The sequence below is a fragment of the Rhodococcus sp. IEGM 1330 genome (assembly GCF_033142445.1).
Classification (GTDB): Bacteria; Actinomycetota; Actinomycetes; order Mycobacteriales; family Mycobacteriaceae; genus Rhodococcoides.
The window spans coordinates 572,974-591,943 of record NZ_JAWLSB010000002.1; the positions used below are offsets into that span (position 1 = coordinate 572,974).

At 62.4% G+C, this 18,970-nt stretch carries 16 protein-coding genes; 9 read left to right on the forward strand and 7 right to left on the reverse strand.

Going from position 1 to position 18,970, the window contains the following annotated elements; all coding sequences use genetic code 11:
- The first annotated feature begins 21 nt into the window (after nt 1-21).
- Complete coding sequence (gene paaI, locus R4P57_RS07605; RefSeq protein ID WP_052047418.1) at nt 22-390, forward strand: hydroxyphenylacetyl-CoA thioesterase PaaI; 369 nt, start codon at nt 22-24, stop codon at nt 388-390.
- 30 nt (nt 391-420) lie between these two features.
- Nucleotides 421-1,533 carry a helix-turn-helix domain-containing protein gene (locus tag R4P57_RS07610; protein ID WP_317802224.1) on the forward strand — a complete coding sequence of 371 codons (1,113 nt, stop codon included), beginning with the start codon at nt 421-423 and terminating at the stop codon, nt 1,531-1,533.
- Here R4P57_RS07610 and R4P57_RS07615 read toward each other — a convergent pair.
- Complete coding sequence (locus R4P57_RS07615; protein ID WP_317802225.1) at nt 1,517-2,926, reverse strand: FAD-binding oxidoreductase; 1,410 nt, start codon at nt 2,924-2,926, stop codon at nt 1,517-1,519. The genes R4P57_RS07610 and R4P57_RS07615 overlap by 17 nt on opposite strands.
- Nucleotides 2,927-3,224: 298 nt before the next feature.
- On the opposite strand from R4P57_RS07615, the gene R4P57_RS07620 reads away from it, so the two are divergent.
- From R4P57_RS07620 to R4P57_RS07630, 3 genes are all read left to right on the forward strand, one after another.
- Nucleotides 3,225-4,526: an MFS transporter gene (locus tag R4P57_RS07620; RefSeq protein ID WP_317802226.1), complete on the forward strand. Its 1,302-nt coding sequence runs from the start codon at nt 3,225-3,227 to the stop codon at nt 4,524-4,526.
- 222 nt (nt 4,527-4,748) lie between these two features.
- Nucleotides 4,749-6,167 (forward strand): SIR2 family protein, encoded by a 1,419-nt coding sequence (locus R4P57_RS07625; RefSeq protein WP_317802227.1) that lies wholly within the window; start codon nt 4,749-4,751, stop codon nt 6,165-6,167.
- Nucleotides 6,168-6,247: 80 nt separating this feature from the next.
- On the forward strand, nt 6,248-6,673 hold the full coding sequence (locus R4P57_RS07630; protein WP_317802228.1) for a TIR domain-containing protein: 426 nt from the start codon (nt 6,248-6,250) through the stop codon (nt 6,671-6,673).
- 1,280 nt (nt 6,674-7,953) lie between these two features.
- On the opposite strand, the gene R4P57_RS07635 is transcribed toward R4P57_RS07630, so the two are convergent.
- From R4P57_RS07635 to R4P57_RS07655, 5 genes are all read right to left on the reverse strand, one after another.
- Nucleotides 7,954-8,904 carry a hypothetical protein gene (locus R4P57_RS07635; protein WP_317802229.1) on the reverse strand — a complete coding sequence of 317 codons (951 nt, stop codon included), beginning with the start codon at nt 8,902-8,904 and terminating at the stop codon, nt 7,954-7,956.
- A gap of 895 nt (nt 8,905-9,799) precedes the next feature.
- Nucleotides 9,800-11,167, reverse strand: a complete 1,368-nt coding sequence (lpdA, locus tag R4P57_RS07640) for a dihydrolipoyl dehydrogenase (protein WP_317802230.1) — start codon at nt 11,165-11,167, stop codon at nt 9,800-9,802.
- The gene (locus R4P57_RS07645; RefSeq protein WP_317802231.1) at nt 11,164-12,429 is read right to left on the reverse strand and encodes a dihydrolipoamide acetyltransferase family protein; all 1,266 of its coding nucleotides are present in this window, start codon (nt 12,427-12,429) and stop codon (nt 11,164-11,166) included. The genes lpdA and R4P57_RS07645 overlap by 4 nt, the downstream gene beginning before the upstream one ends.
- Nucleotides 12,426-13,430, reverse strand: a complete 1,005-nt coding sequence (locus R4P57_RS07650) for an alpha-ketoacid dehydrogenase subunit beta (protein ID WP_317802232.1) — start codon at nt 13,428-13,430, stop codon at nt 12,426-12,428. Before R4P57_RS07650 ends, R4P57_RS07645 begins: the two co-directional genes overlap by 4 nt.
- Nucleotides 13,427-14,542, reverse strand: coding sequence for a thiamine pyrophosphate-dependent dehydrogenase E1 component subunit alpha (locus tag R4P57_RS07655; protein ID WP_317802233.1), 1,116 nt, complete (start codon nt 14,540-14,542; stop codon nt 13,427-13,429). Before R4P57_RS07655 ends, R4P57_RS07650 begins: the two co-directional genes overlap by 4 nt.
- Nucleotides 14,543-14,700: 158 nt before the next feature.
- Between R4P57_RS07655 and R4P57_RS07660 the strand changes: the two genes are divergently transcribed.
- A complete protein-coding gene (locus tag R4P57_RS07660) occupies nt 14,701-15,165 on the forward strand; it encodes an Lrp/AsnC family transcriptional regulator (RefSeq protein WP_317802234.1) in 465 nt (154 codons plus the stop codon).
- Nucleotides 15,166-15,171: 6 nt separating this feature from the next.
- On the opposite strand, the gene hppD is transcribed toward R4P57_RS07660, so the two are convergent.
- Complete coding sequence (gene hppD, locus R4P57_RS07665) at nt 15,172-16,377, reverse strand: 4-hydroxyphenylpyruvate dioxygenase (RefSeq protein ID WP_317802235.1); 1,206 nt, start codon at nt 16,375-16,377, stop codon at nt 15,172-15,174.
- A 181-nt stretch (nt 16,378-16,558) separates the two neighbouring features.
- Here hppD and R4P57_RS07670 point away from each other — a divergent pair, with 181 nt between their 5' ends.
- From R4P57_RS07670 to R4P57_RS07680, 3 genes are all read left to right on the forward strand, one after another.
- The gene (locus R4P57_RS07670) at nt 16,559-17,071 is read left to right on the forward strand and encodes an Lrp/AsnC family transcriptional regulator (RefSeq protein WP_317802236.1); all 513 of its coding nucleotides are present in this window, start codon (nt 16,559-16,561) and stop codon (nt 17,069-17,071) included.
- A gap of 90 nt (nt 17,072-17,161) precedes the next feature.
- Nucleotides 17,162-18,337 carry a sensor histidine kinase gene (locus R4P57_RS07675; protein WP_317802237.1) on the forward strand — a complete coding sequence of 392 codons (1,176 nt, stop codon included), beginning with the start codon at nt 17,162-17,164 and terminating at the stop codon, nt 18,335-18,337.
- Entirely contained in the window at nt 18,334-18,966 is a 633-nt protein-coding gene (locus tag R4P57_RS07680) for a response regulator transcription factor (protein WP_317802238.1), read from the forward strand. Before R4P57_RS07675 ends, R4P57_RS07680 begins: the two co-directional genes overlap by 4 nt.
- Nucleotides 18,967-18,970 lie beyond the last annotated feature (4 nt).

Below are 18,970 nucleotides of genomic sequence, written 5' to 3' on the forward strand. Positions count from 1 at the left end.
GATTCGCCTATCGCCCGCGAGATGTTCGAGGTCGACGCCGCGTCGCGCAAGCTCGGCATCGAATTGATCGAGCTGTCACCTGGGCACGCTCGGATGTCGATGGTGGTCACCGAGGACATGGTCAACGGGTACGCCATCACCCACGGCGGATACGTGTTCCTGTTGGCGGACACCACGTTCGCAATGGCCTGCAATTCCCACGAGGACTCGGCTGTCGCGGCCCGATGCGACATTCGCTACCTGCGTCCGACGAAGACCGGCGACGTGCTGGTCGCAGACGCCGTCGAGCGCGCGAGGTTCGGCCGCAACGGGCTGTACGACGTGTCGGTGACGTGCCGAGGTGAGCTGATCGCGGAATTCCGAGGCGACAGTCGCACCATAGCTCGGTAGTGATCCAGCACGTGGAAGTACGGTGAATCGGTGACCACTGCAGACCTCTCGGCGCTGGCAGATGCGACTGCCACCGCAGTGGGCGGTGCAGTGTCGGTGATGGATCCGCAGGGCTACGTCGTTGCATATTCGTCCGTTCCAGGGCAGCCGATCGACGACGTGCGGCGCGACGGGATTCTGGGCAAGCAGGTCCCGGCCCGCTACATGGTGCACCACATCGATCCGCTCTTTCGGCGAAGTTCGACGGTCCATGTGGTCGACGTTGCTGGCGCGCTACCGCGGCTGGCGGTGGCCGTCTCGGCGGACGGTGAGTACCTCGGCTCGATCTGGTGCATCGTCGCCACGGCTCCGGCCGGCCCACCCGATGGCGGCGCGGTGACCGCATTGACTCGCGCAGCCGCTGCTGCGGTGCCACTGCTCCTCGCCCGACATCGTCCGGCCGGACTCGGAAACTCCAGGGCACGTGCGTTGTTGACCGATCCCGCCGTAGTCACCTCGGCCGGTAGCCGCTTCGCGGTACTGGCAGCGACAGTGGACTCGGCGCAACCGGAAACCCTGCTGGTGCAGCTCGGGGGTCTGTTGGAGCTCACATTCGGCGGTGATGCGGATTCCGGGTTCATCGTCGACGATCACGTCGTGTTCTTCGTCGTGGCGACGGACGACGACCGTGGTGTCGCCGACGAGGCCGAGCATGTCCGACGGCGGGCGGAGATGGCATTCGGCGTGCCGGTGACATTCGCGATCGGCGGGCCGCATGCGCGGCCCGCGGTGGCGCGTAGTCACGCGCACTGGGCGCTCGATACCATCGAGAAGGGTTCGCACACCACGACATTCGAGCAGAGCCGGGTACCGGTCACCCTGAACAGGGCGGCCGACGCGCTCTCGGACGTGCCGCTCGCGATTCCGGCCGTCGAACGGATGCTCTCCTACGACGCTGCCGAAGGTACCGACTACGGCGCGACGGTACTGGCGCTACTCGCGCACGAATCGAACGTGGCCGCAGCGTCGGCATCGCTCTATCTGCACGCCAACACCTTTCGCTACCGGCTGCGACGTACGAAGGAACTCTTCGATCTCGATCTCGATGATCCCGATACCCGATTGCTCGTGTGGATGTCGCTCCGGCTCAGGGCCGGGCGGTGAGCACCTTGCCTGGATTGAGCAGGTAGTGCGGGTCGAGTAGTTCCTTGATGCCGCGCTGCAGTTCGGCTGCGACCGGGTCGAGTTCGGTTTCGAGAAGGTCCCGCTTGAGCAGTCCCACGCCGTGCTCGCCGGTGATGGTTCCACCGAGCGAGAGAGCGAAGGCCGCGATCTCGTCGAATGCTCGGTGAGCCTTGGCCAAGGATGCCGGATCGATGGGGTCGACGATGACTGTCGGATGAATGTTGCCGTCGCCGGCGTGGCCGACGACGCCGATGACGATGCCCAGCCGGTCTGCGACCCGACCCACCTCGTCGATCATCGTGGCGAGCTGTGAAATGGGTACGGACACATCGTCGACCAACGGTGAACCCAAGCGCTCGAGTGCGGGGTAGGCCAGTCGACGTGCTTGAATCAGCTGCTCCGACTCGACTTCGTCCTCGGCGACGGCGACGTCCACCGCGCCGGAATCGGTGCACAGCGCGGCGATGGCCTCGAGTTCCTGCACGGCACCGTCGCCGATGTCGGACTGTGCGATCAGCACTGCGGCGGCGTCGGTTCCGAAATCCATCCGCGAGTATGCGTCGATGGCGGCAATGGTGGTGCGGTCCAACAGCTCGAACAGGCTCGGGGTGATACCCGCCGCACGTATCCGCGATACTGCCTCTCCTGCAGCGACAGTGGACGGGAAGGTCGCAGCCATGGTCAGTGGGGTAGCGCTGGGGAAGTCGAGACCGACGGTGGCCTCGGTGATGATGCCGAGGGTTCCTTCCGATCCGACGAACAGATCCGCCAGAGAGAGTCCGGCCACGCCCTTGACGGTGCGTCGACCGACGAAGGTGGCCCTGCCGTCGGCGAGAACCACGCGCAGCCCACGCACGAATCGTGCTGTGACGCCGTACTTCACGCAGCACAAGCCGCCGGCGTTGGTGGCGATGTTCCCCCCGATGGTCGACGCCTCCCAACTGGACGGGTCGGGCAGGTACGTCAAACCCTGCTCTCGAGCAGCGTCTTTCAGTTCCTTGTTCGTCACGCCGGGTTGTACGACGGCGACGCGGTTGACGACGTCGAGCTCGACGATCTTGTTCATGCGGCGGGTGTTGAGGGCGATGGCTCCGACGCTGGCGTTCGCGGCTCCGGCCAGGCCGGTCAAAGCGCCCTGGGGGACAACGGGAATGCGGTGCGCAGATGCGATGGTCATGATGGCTTGCACGTCCGACTCGGTGGTCGGCAGTACCGCGGCCAGCGGCAGGGCCGATTCGCAGAGGGCGGCCGCGTCGTGACGGTAGCTCTCGAGGATGTCCGGGTCGGTCACCACCGCATCGGAGCCGAGCGCGCGCGTCAGTTCGTCGAGGATCGGAGAGTCGAGCACGAGCGTCGACGATGGTGCAGCCATGGGTTCGAGTATGACCTTCCGTCACTGGCGGTGTCTGCGTCGTTTCGGACTAACACTCGCGCTTCGGTCGGTAGATCTCGACGAACTTGTAGGCGAACACACTCGTCATGGCCCGCGCCACCTTGACAAACCATCGTGTCGACGGTCACAGTGATTACCGACCGAATGGACGGTGAGTTATATCCGGTTTTCGGTCGCCGAGATTGATCGTGTTCGAACCCTATTACCCTGCCTCACGACACTCCGAATCGCCGCTCCTGAACTGAGCGCCGGAGCCCGAACGAAACGAGACAAGTCGATGTCAACACAGGTCGAGACGCCCACCGGGGTGTCGCGCGAGCATCGCCGGGCCGCCATGGCCAGCATGGTCGGAACCACGGTCGAGTGGTACGACTTCTTCATCTACGCGCAGGCAGCGTCGCTGATCTTCGCCCAACTGTTCTTCGCGCCCATGGGGTCGTCCGGACAGCTCGTCGCCTACGTCACGATCGGCATCAGCTTCATCTTCCGGCCTCTCGGAGCCATCGTCGCGGGCTACTTCGGCGACAAGATCGGCCGCAAGAAGGTCCTCATCGCCACCCTCACCCTCATGGGTGCGGCCACCGTCGGTATGGGTCTGCTCCCCACCTACGCCACTATCGGTATCTGGGCTCCGATCATTCTGATCGTGCTGCGCATCCTGCAGGGATTCTCCACCGGCGGCGAATGGGGCGGCGCGGCGCTGATGGCCGTCGAGCACGCCCCGAAGGGCAAGCGTGGAATCTATGGCGCTGCAACTCAGATGGGTGTTCCTCTCGGCATGCTCATCGCGGTGGGAACGTTGGCGCTGTGCACCGGTCTGCTCAGCGAGGAGCAGTTCGAGGCCTGGGGCTGGCGCATCCCGTTCCTCATCAGCTTCGTGCTCATCCTCGTCGGCTTCTACATCCGACGCCGCGTCGAGGAGACCCCGGTGTTCAAGGAGCTCTCGGAACGCAAGGAGCGCAACCACACTCCGGTCCGTTCGCTGTGGCGCACCAACAAGAAGCAGGTCATGCTCGCTGCGCTGTCGTTCATCGGCACCAACGGAAACGGCTACATCATCGTCGGCGGCTTCATCGTCGCGTACTCGACGCGAGAACACGGACTCGCACGCGTTGACGTGTTGGTGGCCAGCTTGTTCGCGGCCATCGTCTGGGGAGTGTTCACCCTCCTCGGCGCGCATCTGTCCGATCGCTACGCCCGAACGACCATCATGAATCTCGGAAACGCGGCAATGGTGCTGTGCGCCATCCCGTTCTTCCTGCTCGTCGACACCGGTGAGCTGCACTGGATCTACCTGGCCCTCGGACTGTTCGCCGTCGGACTCGGGCTGTCGTACGGCCCTCAGCCGGCCCTGTACGCCGAAATGTTCCCCGCAGCAGTCCGATTCAGTGGCGCGTCCATCGGCTACGCCATCGGCACGGTGCTCGGTGGGGCCTTCGTGCCCACGATCGCTGAAGCGCTGTTCAAGGGAACCGGCACTTCGATGTCCATCTCGATCTACCTGATGATCCTGGCCGCGATCTCCTTCGTGGCAACCTCGCGCATCAAGAATCGACGGGACGAGGATTTGACCGTCTGACCAACTATGACGACAGCCCCAAATCCATAGTGATTTCGGGGCTGTCGCGCATCTATCGCGGCGGCCGCGCTGTCGTCACTAGACTGAAGTTTTTCCCCGATGCGTTTACCCTCGGCCCTATATTACGCCTACGCCTACGCCGACGTACCGATTGACGTCGACACAGGCCGACCGGGCTGACAGTGCCTTCCAATCAGAGGGTGACGTCAGTATATTTGCGTCATGTCCCTCCCTGACGCAACCCTTCGGAATCGGTTTCTACGCGATTATGTGGCGGCCCTTGAATCGGGGGACGCCGCATTCTTTGCAGGTGCTGGCCTGTCTCGTGATTCTGGCTACGTCGATTGGAAAGGCCTGCTACGCGAATTTGCGGAGGAGTTGGGGCTGGATATCGACATCGAGTACGACCTGCCGATGGTTGCGCAGTATTTCATCGATGAGTCCAACCAGCAGCGCGGCCGTCTCAATCAGCGGCTCAGAGAGCAGTTCGACAAGGCGGCCCCCGTAACAGCGGTGTACAGCGCATTGACTCGTTTGCCCATCAAGTCGATATGGACCACGAACTACGACCAGGGGATTGAGCGTGCGTATGAGAACCAGCACTTGGTAGCCGATGTCAAGTCGTGCGGGCGGCAGTCGACGTGGGTCACATCCAAGCCTGACGCCTCTGTCGCGATCTACAAGATGCACGGGGACATCGGCGACCCGGACAATCTTGTCTTGTCGAGAGATGACTATGACCGCTATGCATACAAGTATTCGTATATTCTAGATTCGCTAAAAGCGCAGCTGTCGCAGCAGACATTTTTGTTCTCTGGTTTTAGCTTCACAGATCCGAACTTGGACCATGTCTTAGCGCAAGTACGTTCCAACTACGGTGATAACTCGCGTACCCACTGGGTTCTGATGAAAAGACATCAGGATGGTATGGACGCAAAGCGGCAAGAGCTCTGGGTTCGCACGATGAAGCGATACGGACTGGAAACGATACTGCTCGACGATTACGACGAGATTGGTGCCCTTTTGGTTGAGGCAGATCAGCGCCTTCGTCGTCGTCACGTTTTCGTTAGTGGTTCCGCAACCACTCCTGACCCTTTCGGTCAAGATCGTCTGGATGATTTCGGTCGGAAAGTTGGGCAACGGATCATTCGATCCGGGAGGAATCTAGTCAGCGGATTCGGACTGGGTGTTGGAGCGTCGGTCTTATCAGGTGCTGCTGAAGAGGTGTATCGAGTCCAAAGTGACCCGGCGCAGCGACTCCGCCTCTTCCCCTTCCCTCAACCATCTCCTGGTCAACCTCGGGACAAGCAAATGGACGAAAAATGGCGCCAAGGTATGCTTCGAACGGCGGGTTTCGCGGTTTTTATCAGTGGCAACCGCCGAAGCTCGGACGACAGTCCTGAACTGGCTGCCGGAGTGCTGCGGGAGTTTGAGATAGCTATTGCAAACGGGGCTTATCCACTCCCCGTCGGTGCCACGGGTTGGATGGCATCGGAACTGCATCGGACGGTAGGTAGTCGTTTCGAGGAGTTACTGCCCGGCGCGCCGCGGGAATCCTTCAATCTACTTGCGGACACTGGGGCTGAAAACGACGCTCTTCTGGGGGCCCTGGATACCCTCATCGAGTCCCTCAGTCCGTAAGGGAAACAGTGTCGCTGGCTGCCGCTATCATTGGGGGATCGACTGCCGAAGGCGCAGTCGCCCACGGGGGAGGGTGTGTGATGGCTCGTCGTACTTTTTTCAGCTTCCACTACGAACAGGATGTTCAACGGTCGGCGGTAGTGCGAAAAAGTTCCCAGTTTAAAGATAGCGTTGACGCTGAATGGATTGATGCGTCACTTTGGGAAGAGACGAAGAAGAACGACGCCGCGATCCGCACACTCATCGCAAAGGCGCTCGAACGCACGACCGTTACAGCTGTTTTGATTGGAAGCCACACCGCAAGTCGCCGCTGGGTTCAGTACGAGATTCAGCAGAGCCTTGCTCGCGGCAATGGGTTGATAGGCATCTATATTCACAATATTCCTGGGTTTAACGGGCAAACGTCGAGTCGAGGTGCTAACCCGCTCCCCGCGTCGGCCCGTACTTATGATTGGGTCCATGATGGCGGTTACCAGAACCTCGGAAGATGGGTCGATTTAGCTTGACAGCCTCGGGAAGCGAAGCCCGCCAATCTCCAACATTGGAATCGACGAATACGATATCGATGCCGGTTTAACCTCGCTATCCGCGCATCCTGAGTCCGTCCCCGAGCACAGCTCGATCGTCGGCGTTGTTAAGGCCTTGCTGTGGCTACGTCCGTTTCTGTTCCTATTCCTATTCCCGGCGCGGCTTGAGTTCTAAATACTCGCAGTTCGATAGTGCTGGCGCGGGAGCCGTTGCAAATCGCGATAGAGGTGTGCCCGCAGACGATACTCGTCGCCCGGTACGGTCGATTTCCGTGACCGGGGCGGCCCGGGTGTATGAAAGCAGATGCGCTGACACTAGCTGCCCGGCAACGGGCCTAGCCCTCTACTCGATTGTTGAGAGTCCCGCCCGCGGACAAGGTCGATGAACTGTGTGCGGATCATGGCACGCGAGTTTGGGCATCTCTGACATGCAGATCAACGGACCTCGCATGCTAGCGGCACGCAGTTACTGCAGTTGACCATCGAAGAACGGGTGCGCACTGCGGGCGGTGGATGATGAAGAGGAGGTGCCACACCGGGAGATGGAATAGCGTGCCTGACAAGTGTCATGCACGCCGAGCTGAGCGGCCCGTTCGGTATCGCTCGATCTCACCTCCGAGCTGTGTAGGACCAACTCCGGTCCTGGTTGAAGGGATTCCAATGGGACTACGCTTTCAGTTGTACAAACGGCCATATCGCTGCATACAGCAAGGCACCCAGAACTAGTAAGAGTGCCACGTCGCGGAGAATGGTGACCCGGGCTGATAGCGTAAAATCACCGACGTCTACGTCCCGAATGTGGGCGTAAGTGGCGCAGTAGAGTGGATCGCGGCCTGGGTAGGTGGCGATCTCATTGACGTGAGGCGAGGCAACAGTGGGACGGGTGGTCAACAGTGAGACGGCGCCCGCGACCCCTAGGAAAACGCAGATAACACCCATCAGCCATGGGATGTACCAGAATCCGTCAGCCCGAATTACCGTCGCGCCCCCGTTTGAAAGCAATGCGATCTCGGCTAGACCTATCGTCGCAGCGGTAGCAGACCGTGTCTGTACCCGCTCTAAGTCTTGACGCTGCCGATCGAGCTGCCTGCGGCCTTCGTCGAGTAGGACCTGTAGTTGCTCGACTGTGAAGTCAGCGATGTCTGGATCGCGGTCGGGCGGTTTTTCGAACACTGGAACCTGTACTCCCGGCCAAAATAGTGCAAGGCAGTACAAGAAGTAGGCCCGGACCTCGCGAAAACGACCATTGATTACCCGTATCACGCGGAAGACCCCAGCCATTTCGCTAGTTCAGCGGTGATCTGCCCCGCTATCGTCCGAGGTAGGAACAGCCATTGACCACCGGGATTTAGATCGATGAACGCGGCTTTGCCGTCGTTAGTCTGAATCCAGTCCTGGGCGCTGTATCGCACGCCCATTTTCTGGGCGATGCGCTGGGCACTGTTTATCTCGCCGATCGTCAGATCGTGTGGAGCGAAGGACGAGTGGGCTGCTGCATTCATCCTCCAGTCGAGCGGTAGACCACTCGCAAGCAGTGCCGCACCCCAGGTCCGATCCGCCACAGTGACGATGCGAAGGTGTCTGTCGGCGCGAATAAGCCTCTGAGACAGGAATGTTGGATTCAATGTGTCAAGGGCAGTAAGTGATTCAACCGGAACCGCCTGTGCGTAGACTATGTGCTGTTCGCCGGCATGTTCGTAGTTGCCGGGGCCTAGCGGCTTGACGACTGCTTGCTCGCCGATCCGCGACCGAATGTACTCAGGCGATCCGCCGATAATGGCTTCAGGAGACGGGATCTGCAACGCGCGCGCGTCGCGCGCTTGCAGCATTTTGTTCTCGCTTGATAGTTGAGTGTCGATTGGTGTCAGCCACTCAATCATGGGGTCCCGCAGGATGATGCTCAGTGACGCGAGTTGCGTGGCCAGCTCCGCTGCCCGCCTGGAACCTATGACAGCGCCATTGTCCCACGACGGTTCGGCGAGACGGCGTATCCAGCCACGTGTCCTGTTCGGCGGGCCAATCGACACTGCGGAACCTGTGAGGTCTTTCGCTACCGTGTGCTCGTCGTCGATGTAGATCAGTACGTCTGGGATACTGCCGGCGTCTATCACGACAGTGGACCGGGCGGGCAGATGCCGAACCACCTGATCGACGTGTCGGTCACCAAGGGAACCGACTATGACGCGTTCGCACGGTGCGAACGCGGTCACGGCGCGAATGTTCCTAGAAGGAACGCCGAACGAGACTCATCAGTCGTCTCGACGGTTGCGGTATAGATCGAAGACGGTCCGGGGCGCGGAAGGGTGTCCGGTCGAGGACGCGGGGGATTAGGACGTGGGCGCGGCGGCGGACTTTCCGGACCGGCGTTGACTGGTTTGGAGAATCGTTCGTAGAAGCTCGTCACAACTGGCACCTTCCTGGAATTCAAATTCTCGCGGGTAACGGCTGAGGGTGGAGGTATTGCGTTACCCAGTTTGAGCTTGGTATAAGTCTGGCCAGGAGCGCGATGTCGCGTGCGATCTACGTCCTCAGCGCCTTGTTTCTAAGATGCTGTCTTCGCAGAACCATTTTGTATGCTCTCAGCCCTGGTCATCGATGACGGCCTTGTTTGCTGGTGTGTATGCCGACCGTGACCATTGAGTCCTTTCTGTGACTCACACTACAGCGAGGCGGGCGGAATGTCGTATCTATCCGTGCCAATAATACGTTCGGCAAACCAAGGGTGGTCACTCCGAGCGCGCGGTCTGCTGGGCCGGAATTGCCCTACCCTGTCGAGAGGTTGTGGTTCGTCATGCGGTTCAACGAAACCCTTGGCGTCGACTTCTTCGTAGTCTAGTTGCGACCTCGGGGTCACCCGCGGTAGCGAGTGTCGGCGCAGGAATCTGTGGCGGGACCCTCAAGGACTGAATCCGTGAAGTGAGCTAACGCAGCGTCTACGCAGCATGTAGATCGTCTAGGAACATGTAGGGCGTCGTACCGCTTGCCAGTTTGCCGATTGACCAGTCGCTGGGCAGTAACCGACCACGCCATGGCGGGACCGCGACTGGCCCCCCGGAACTACAGCAGTTGTTCGGCTCGATGGAGCAATTTGTCGAGCGCCCGTCCTCAGCTGTGCGCGTGCAACGGCCGTCCCGACAGCGCCATCATTGCCTCACCCAGCGCTTCGCTCTGCGTGGGGTGAGCGTGCACGAAGCTACCGACCTCGGACGGCAATGCCTCCCACGCGACCGCAAGTTGGGCCTCACCGATCAATTCACCCACACGGTCGCCGACGAGGTGGACGCCGACGATCGGGCCGTCATCACGTGCGCGAATCACCTTGACTCCGCCTGCGGTGGCGAGGATTCGGCTCTTGCCGTTGCCGCCCAGGTCGTAGACCACCGAAGTCACCGTTCCGTATTTCTCCTCCGCCGCCTTCTCGGTGAGACCCACCGACGCCACCTCGGGATGTGAATAGGTCACGCGTGGAACGAGATCGCCGTCGATGCGTGCGGGCGAAAGGCCGGCAATGTGCTCGGCAACGAACATGCCATGCTGAAAACCTCGATGAGCCAACTGATAGCCAGCCACGATGTCACCGACGGCATAGACGCCCTCTGCGGTGGTGAGCAGATTGTCGTCGACAGTGACGAAGCCGCGTTCGGTAGCGACGCCCTGCTCGGCCAGACCCAGACCATCGGTGCGGGGCCCGCGGCCGACGGACATCAGGACGAGATCCGCCGAAAGAGTGTCCCCGGATGACAAAGCCACCGAGACGTCGTCGCAAGATTCCATGACGCTCTCGACCTTGGTACCGGTACGAATGTCGATACCGCGCTTGCGCAATGCCTTGGTCAGCTGCTTCGAAGCCCACTCGTCTTCACCGGGAACGATGCGATCGAGGGCCTCGACGACGGTGACCTTGGCGCCGAACGATGCCCAGATACTGGCGAATTCGATACCGATGACCCCGCCGCCGAGTACGACGACAGACTCCGGGACGCGACCCAGTGCCAACGCCCCGTCGCTGGTGAGGACACGAGGTCCTAGTTCGATACCCGGGATGGTGCGTGAATACGAGCCGGTGGCGAGGACCAGTGAGGCCCCGGTGATGCGTCGACCCGCCACCTCGACGGTGCGAGGGCCGACCACCTGGCCACGGCCGGAGACGATCTCGATACCCGGACGCTTCAGCAAGCCCTGGAGCCCGGCGTACAGACCGGCCACCACGCTGTGCTGATAATCCAGTGCCGCAGGCATATCCACACCCGTGAGTGATGCAGTGACGCCGACGTGAGCAGCCCCGCGCACCGCATCGGCCACCTCGGCCGTGTGCAGCAGAGCCTTGGTGGGGATGCACCCACGATGCAGGCATGTACCGCCGAGCTTGTCCTCCTCCACCAACGCAACCGACAGACCGAGCTGTTCGGCCCGCAGCGCACACGAGTACCCACCCGATCCGCCGCCGAGGATGAGAACGTCGACATCGCTCATCGGACGGATCCCAATGCCACGACGGGGTTCTCGACGAAATCGGCAACAGTGCGCAGGAACCCGCCGGCCACTCCGCCGTCGCATACTCGGTGATCGAAGGCCAACGACAGCTGCGCTACCTTGCGCACGGCAAGTGCGCCGTCGACCACCCAGGGTCGGTCGATGATGCGTCCGATGCCCAGGATCGCTGCCTCGGGGTGATTGATGATCGCAGCGGAGCCGTCGACCCCGAACACCCCGTAGTTGTTGAGCGTGAACGTTCCGCCGCTCAGGCGAGCTGCAGGAAGAGAGCCGGTCCGTGCGAGTTCGGTCAACTCGGCCAGCCTCTCGGCAAGTTCCTTCAGATCGGCCTTGTCGGCCTGCGGCACAACGGGAACCATCAATCCGCGATCGGTCTGCGCGGCAATGCCGAGTCCGACGCTCTCGTAACGCAGGATTTCGCCCGCAGCAGTATCGACCGTGCTGTTGAGCTCCGGGAACTTCGCCAGCGCGATCATCGTGAGCTTGGCGAGCACCGCCAACAACGTCACTTTCACGCCGTCGATGGAAGCATCGAGGTCGCGTCGGGCCTGCATAAGCGCCGTCGCGTCGACGTCCACCCAGACGGTCGCCTCGGGGATCTCCGAGCGACTACGAGAGAGCCTGTCGGCGATGGTCTTACGAATCCCGGTGATGGGGATTCGAGTGACCCCCTCCGACGAGGAAGCAACGGGCGAACCGGCCAAGGCGCGTTCGACGTCCGCGCGTGTGATCACTCCGTGGCCGCCCGAGGTTGCGATGCCGGCTAGATCGAGCCCACCCTGAAGCGCCATGCTCCGAACAATGGGGGAGAGCACCTTCGGTGCATGTGAGTGGAAATTCGTAGCCTGGGTCGAGTTTCCGCTCACCTGCGGCGGAGCCGCACTCCGCTTCCGGCGGCCGGTCGGGCCGTGTCCCGTGCCGTAGCCGATCAGTACGTTCCCCGAACCGGCGCGTTCTTCCTCGCGGTATCGCTCGTGGGCAGCGGGGGTATCGGCGACGGCACCACCGGTAATGCTGATCAGGGGAGCGCCGACGGCGAGTGAGGTGCCCTCGGCCGCATGCAGTTCGCCGACGACACCCTCGAACGGGCAGGGCACCTCCACGGAGGCTTTCGCTGTCTCCACTTCGACGACGACCTGATCGATGGTGACGGTATCGCCGGGCTTGACCTTCCACTCCACGATCTCGGCCTCGGTCAGTCCTTCACCGAGATCGGGGAGCAGAAATACCTGCATGCTCATACTGTGACCGCCTTGCTGAGGTCGGGAGCATCGTTCCACTGCAGTCGGTCCATCGCGTCGAGGACGCGGTCGGCGGACGGCAGGTGGAAGTGCTCGAGTTTCGGTGCAGGGTAGGGAATATCGAGTCCGGTCACCCGCAGTACCGGAGCGTGTAGGTGATGGAAGCAACGCTCGGATACCCGTGAGGCGATCTCCGCGGCGACGCCGGAGAAGCCCTGCGCTTCCTGAATCACGATGCAGCGTCCGGTCTTACGTACCGAGGCCGCAACGGTCACGTCGTCGAACGGATTGAGCGACCGCAGATCGATCACCTCGACGCTCCGGCCGTCCTCGGCCGCGAACTCTGCGGCTTGCATGGCCACAGACACGGTGGGTCCGTAGGCGAGAAGTGTGACGTCGGTACCGGCACGGCGCACGACGGCCGTGCCGATCGGCTCGGTCTTGGTCAGCTCGATGTCGTCCTTGGAGAAGTACAGCCGCTTCGGTTCGAGAAAGATCACCGGATCGGGATCGGCGATGGCATCACGCATCAGTGAGTACGCGTCGGCGACGGTGGACGGGGAGACGACCTTCAAACCTGGGGTGTGGGCGTAGTAGGCCTCGGATGAGTCGCAGTGATGCTCGACGCCGCCGATACCACCGGCGAACGGAATGCGAATGACCATCGGCGCGGTGAGTGCGCCGCGAGTTCTGTTGCGCAGCTTGGCCACATGGGACACGATCTGCTCGAAGGCCGGGTAGGCGAAGGCGTCGAACTGCATCTCGACGACGGGCTTGTAGCCCGACATCGCCATTCCGATCGCGAATCCGACGATGCCCGATTCAGCGAGCGGAGTGTCGAAGCAGCGGTCGTCGCCGAAGTCTCGGGTCAGTCCGTCGGTGACGCGAAAGACGCCGCCGAGCGTGCCGACGTCCTCGCCGAACACGACGACCTTCTCGTCCTCGGTCAATGCATCGCGCAGGGCGGCGTTGAGGGCTCCGGCCATGGTCATCGTGGTCATGACAGTTCTCCTGCAGCGATTTCGGCGGCGACCTGATTTCGCTGTTCGGTCAGGCCGGGGGTGGGGGAGGAGTAGACGAACCGGAACAAGTCCTCGGGGTCGACGTCCTGCTCGACGTTCATGCCGGCGCGCAAGGCTGCAGCATCGGCGTCGGCGGACACGGTCATCTGCTCGCGGAGCTCGTCGGTGAGAACGCCCCGGCCTCCGAGGTAGGAATCCAAGCGTGAGAGTGGATCCCGGGCCAACCATCCCTCGACCTCATCGGCCTTGCGGTAGCGGGTGGCATCGTCGGCATTGGTGTGGGCGTCCATGCGGTAGGTGTGCGCCTCGACGACCACCGGTCCCTTGCCTGCTCGGACGTACTTCACGGCCTCGTCCATCACGGCCATCATCGCAATCGGGTCGTTGCCGTCGACCTGCTCGCTGCCGATGCCGTAGCCGACGCCCTTGTGCGACAACGACGGAGCTGCACTCTGGCGCGCGAGTGGAACGCTGATCGCAAATCCGTTGTTCTGCACCAGGAAGATCACCGGGGCCCGGAACACCGCGGCGAAGTTGAGGGCCTCGTGGAAGTCGCCCTCACTGGTGGCTCCGTCGCCGCAGAAGGCGAGGGCGATGGTGTCTCGACCCTGCTTGGCCTCTGCGTACGCGAAGCCGGTCGCGTGCAGCAATTGTGTTGCCAGAGGTGTGCATTGGGGTGCCACCTTGTACGCGGTCGGATCGTAGCCGCAGTGCCAGTAGCCGGCGAGCATGCCGAGCAACTCCACCTGGTCGACGCCTCGCGCGGCGAGAGCCATCGAGTCGCGGTACGTGGGGAACATCCAGTCCTGCTCACCCAGGCAGAGGGCTGCGGCGATCTGGCAGGCTTCCTGTCCGCGGGAGGAGGGATAGACCGCGAGCCGGCCCTGCTTGGTCAACGCTGTTGCCTGCTGGTCGAATCGGCGACCGTGCACCATCGAGCGATACATCTCCAGCAGGCGTTCGTCGGACGGCCGCGCATAGCGTGCGGCGCTGTCGACACCCGCCCCGTCCGGTGCGAGGTATTGCACGGGACGGTCGGCGGGCATGAACTGTTGGTAGGACGTTGCCGCTACCTTCTCGACGGTCGTCATGTCGCACTCTCCTGAAATCGGCTTGTACGGCGATTCTGGCCGGTTCTGCGAGGAAGAAGTCCGATGGTCGTAGAATTGCAGACATATGGCTGCCAATTCCGACGCAGGCATGAAATGTGTCCGATCGGTGCAGCGAACCACGAGGTAGGAGCGGACGAATGGACGACGTCTCGAGACGTGTGGAACTGGACGACACGGATCGGCGCATCCTCGCCGAGCTGACCTCGGACGGTCGGGTCTCGATGCGGGTGCTGGCCGATCGACTCAATCTCTCTCGGGCACATACCTATACGCGCGTCGACAGGCTCAAGGATGCGGGCGTCATCGAACGGTTCACCGTGCAGGTGGATCACGCGGCCTCAGGGCTCGGGACCTCGGCGTTCATCGCGTTGTCCATCCGTCAGGATTCGTGGCGGACCGTGTCCGAGGGGCTGAGGTCGATGGAATTCGTCGACCATTTCAGTTTGCTCGGAGGGGATTTCGACGTGCTGGTACTCATCAGGACTCCCGACAACGAGAGTTTGCGGCAAGTGGTGCTGGAGGGGCTGCAATCGCTCGACGGCGTTCGGGCGACCCGCACATGGCTGATCTTCGACGAGGACCGAGGTGGTTTGGGACGGTAGCCCAAGTCAGAAGTTGCCGCGTGCGTCCTGCTCGCGCTCGATGGCCTCGAACAGGGCCTTGAAGTTACCGATGCCGAATCCGAGCGAGCCATGGCGTTCGATGAGTTCGAAGAACACCGTCGGGCGGTCGACCAGTGGCTTGGTGAAGATCTGGAGGAGGTAGCCGTCCTCGTCTCGGTCGACGAGAATTCCGCGCTTCTGCAGCTCTTCGATCGGCACTCGGACGTTACCGATACGGGCTCGCAGTGCGGGATCCTCGTAGTAAGAATCTGGGGTGGCGAGGAATTCGACGCCTGCCGCGCGGAGTGCGTCGACCGAGGAGAGAATGTCGTTGGTGGCAAGTGCCAGATGCTGTGCGCCTGGGCCGCGGTAGAAGTCCAGGTACTCGTCGATCTGTGAACGCTTCTTGGCGATGGCCGGTTCGTTCAGCGGGAACTTCACCCGGTGGTTGCCGTTCGAGACGACCTTGCTCATCAGCGCGGAGTAATCGGTGGCGATATCGGCCCCGACGAACTCGGCCATGTTCGTGAAGCCCATGACGCGGTGGTAGAAGTCGACCCACTCGTCCATCTTGCCCAGCTCGACATTGCCGACCACATGATCGAGGGCCTGGAAGATGCGCTTGGGAGCGCCTACCGGTCGCTGCAACGTCGACGTGCGTGGCACATAACCGGGGAGGTAGGCACCGGTGTATCGGGATCGGTCCACCAACGTGTGCCTGGTGTCGCCGTAGGTTGCGATGGCCGCAGTACGGACCGTGCCGTGCTCGTCGGACATGTCGGTCGGCTCTTGCAGTACTCGCGCGCCCTGGGCTCGCGCATGCTCGATGCATCGATCCACATCCGGCACGGCCAGCGAGATGTCGATGACGCCGTCGCCATGGCGCGTGTGGTGTGCCACCAGATCACTGTCGGGGTCGACGGCTCCCTTGATCACGAAACGCACTGCGCCGGATGTGAGTACGTAGGCGTGGTGGTCACGTTGGCCGGTCGTCGGGCCCGAGTACGCAACGAGCTCCATGCCGAACGCGGACTGGAAGAAGTGCGCGGTCTGCGTCGCGTTGCCGACCACCCACACGATGGCGTCCCACCCGCTGACCGGGAAGGGGTCGCGCTTGTCGTCGTACTCGACCAGACCGACGAGCTGACGCAATTGCTCGGCATCGAGATCGGCCAGTCTTTCGTCATCGTTGAGGATGTTGTCGAGGCTCATGAAGGCTCCCTGCTGCCGATGCGGTGTCGTGTCGACCAGTTGTTCCGATGAGCAGAACATCTGACCGATGGGCCGTCAATCAACCCAAGTTGTGCTGTCTGAGCTGTGCAGATCGAGCAGGTGAATCAAGGAATTGCTATACGATCCGTCTAGAAAAAGCATTCGAGTGACGAGGTGCGACATGGAATCCACATTGGACGAATTGGACCGAGCACTGCTCACTGCGCTGCAGGACAATTCGAGGATCGGCGTGCTCGAGCTGTCGCGAACGCTGGGTGTCGCACGGGCGACGGTGACGGCGAGGTTGCAGCGGCTGGAAGACAGCGGCGTCATCACCGGCTATCGACCGCGAATCGGTTTGGCTGCAGCGGGTTACGGAGTTCAAGCATTCGTCACGTTGGAGATCGCACAAGGTGCGCTCGGCGACGTCGTCGCTACTCTGGAGCGGATCCCCGGCGTCTTGGAAGCCTTCGCGACCACAGGTTCGGGAGATGTGCTGTGCCGAGTCGCAGCTGCGTCGCACGACGATCTGCAGCGAACACTGATCGTGCTCAACCAGTCTCGTACGATCGCGCGGTCGACCAGTGTGGTCGTGCTCTCGGAACTGGTCGAGTTCCGAACGATGCCGTTGCTGAACACAGCAGAACCCGACCGGACGCCGAAAGCCCCTGCCTACCGACCCACGCGGGAGTGAGGTGTCGTCGACTCGACCCCAGGCGCGAGCGGTGCCACCCGATGCAATCCGTCCGAGCACCTGGCCATGCCTGCTATCTACTGTGAAGGAGTGATCGAGATATCCCCGCGCCGCAATCTCCTGCCCTGGGTGCGCGGGGTGCCCTTGGCCTTGGTGCCGCTGCTGCTACTGGCCAGCAATTTTCCTGACCAGTACCAGGTGCCGCTCTGGTACTGGTCAGCGGCGCTGGCCGCGGCGACCGTCTTTCTGTTGGGCGGCCGGTGGCCGCTACCGGTCTCGCTCGCGCTGTCGGCGCTGGCGGTGCCCATGTTCCTCGCTGACGCGTGGGGGCTGTCGGAGCTGGTTCCTTATCTCGGCGCGGCCGGTGTGGCCGAGGTGGCGATGCGATCGACACGGCGCGCGCCGGTGGTCGTGGCCAGCGTGTGGTGGACGGTAGCGGTTCTGTGGGGGATTGCCGCCGGTGAGTCATCGACCTTCTGGCGTCCTGCCACTGCGGTCGAGACTCTCGCCGTTGTCGGCCTGCCGTTGTTGTTCGGGCTGTACCTGCGGGCTCAGCGCAACCTGGCCGCCACGTATCGGGCGCGAGCCGCCGACGCCGACATGCGAAGGCTGGAGGATTCGGCCCGGGCCCGCCTGGCCGAACGCGCCGCGCTGGCCCGGGAGCTGCACGATCTGGTGGCCCATCACATGGCATCGATCGTGTTGCGGATCGGCGTCGCACAGCATGTCGTGGCAGAGGCGGACCCGCGCGTGCGAAGTGTGCTCGACGACGTCCACGCCACCGCGTCAGGTGCTCTGGACGACATACGCAGACTTCTCGTAGCGCTTCGGGATCCCTCGCCCGGAGAGGTCGCGTCGGTGGAGGCAGATGCGGTCTCGACCGAGATCGCTGCAGCCATCGAGCGCACCCGCGCCACGGGGATCACCGTCGACGCCGAGGTGGATACCGACCTCGGCGAGCTGGACACGATCGGAAGGCTCACCCTGCTCCGGGTCGTTCAGGAGTCGTTGACCAATGTCATGAAGCACGCGGATCCTGCCCAACCGGTGACTGTCTCGGTCGTCCGTGAGCACGACGGCGTGATCGCGTCCGTAGTCAGCCGTCTCGACGACTCTGCCGGGGCCGTCGACCCTGCCGGGCACGGATTGATCGGCATGGCAGAGCGTGTCGCGCTCGCCGGGGGCACGCTCGAGGTCGGCGTCGAGAACGAGAGCTGGTCCGTCCGTGCCACGCTCACCTTCTCCGAAGCAGAGCGTGGCCGATGATTCGCCTACTCATCGTCGACGATCAGCGCCTGGTCCGGGCAGGGCTGCGGATGCTCTGTGAGTCGACCGAGGATATCGATGTCGTCGGCGAAGGTGCCAACGGTGCGGAGGCGATTCGTCTGGCCGCCGAGATGTCACCGGATGTCATCCTGATGGATCTGAGGATGCCGGGCCTCGACGGAATCGAGGCCACCAGACATATCCTGGGTTCCAGCTCCGCACCGAAGGTGCTGGTGCTCACCACTTTCGACGACGACGATCACCTCTACCCGGCTCTTGCAGCCGGAGCAGCCGGATTTCTCGTCAAGGACACCGAACCGGCCGCACTGTTGGACGCCATCCGTCGCGTCGCCGACGGCGAACTCCCGTTCTCGCCATTCCTGTTGCGAAGGCTGGTGAACCGGGCAGTCGAGGAGGGGCGTGCCGTCGAGCGCACAGAGAACGTGGAGCTCAGCCCGCGGGAGATCGAGGTTCTCGGGCTCGTCAGTGAGGGCTTGGGAAACCAGGAGATCGCGGACTGCTTGCATCTGGGAGTCTCGACGGTCAAGACACACGTGGCGAATTTGATGGCAAAGACCGAGTGCAACAACAGAGTACGACTGGCAGTGTGGGCCTATCGGCGTGGTTGACATC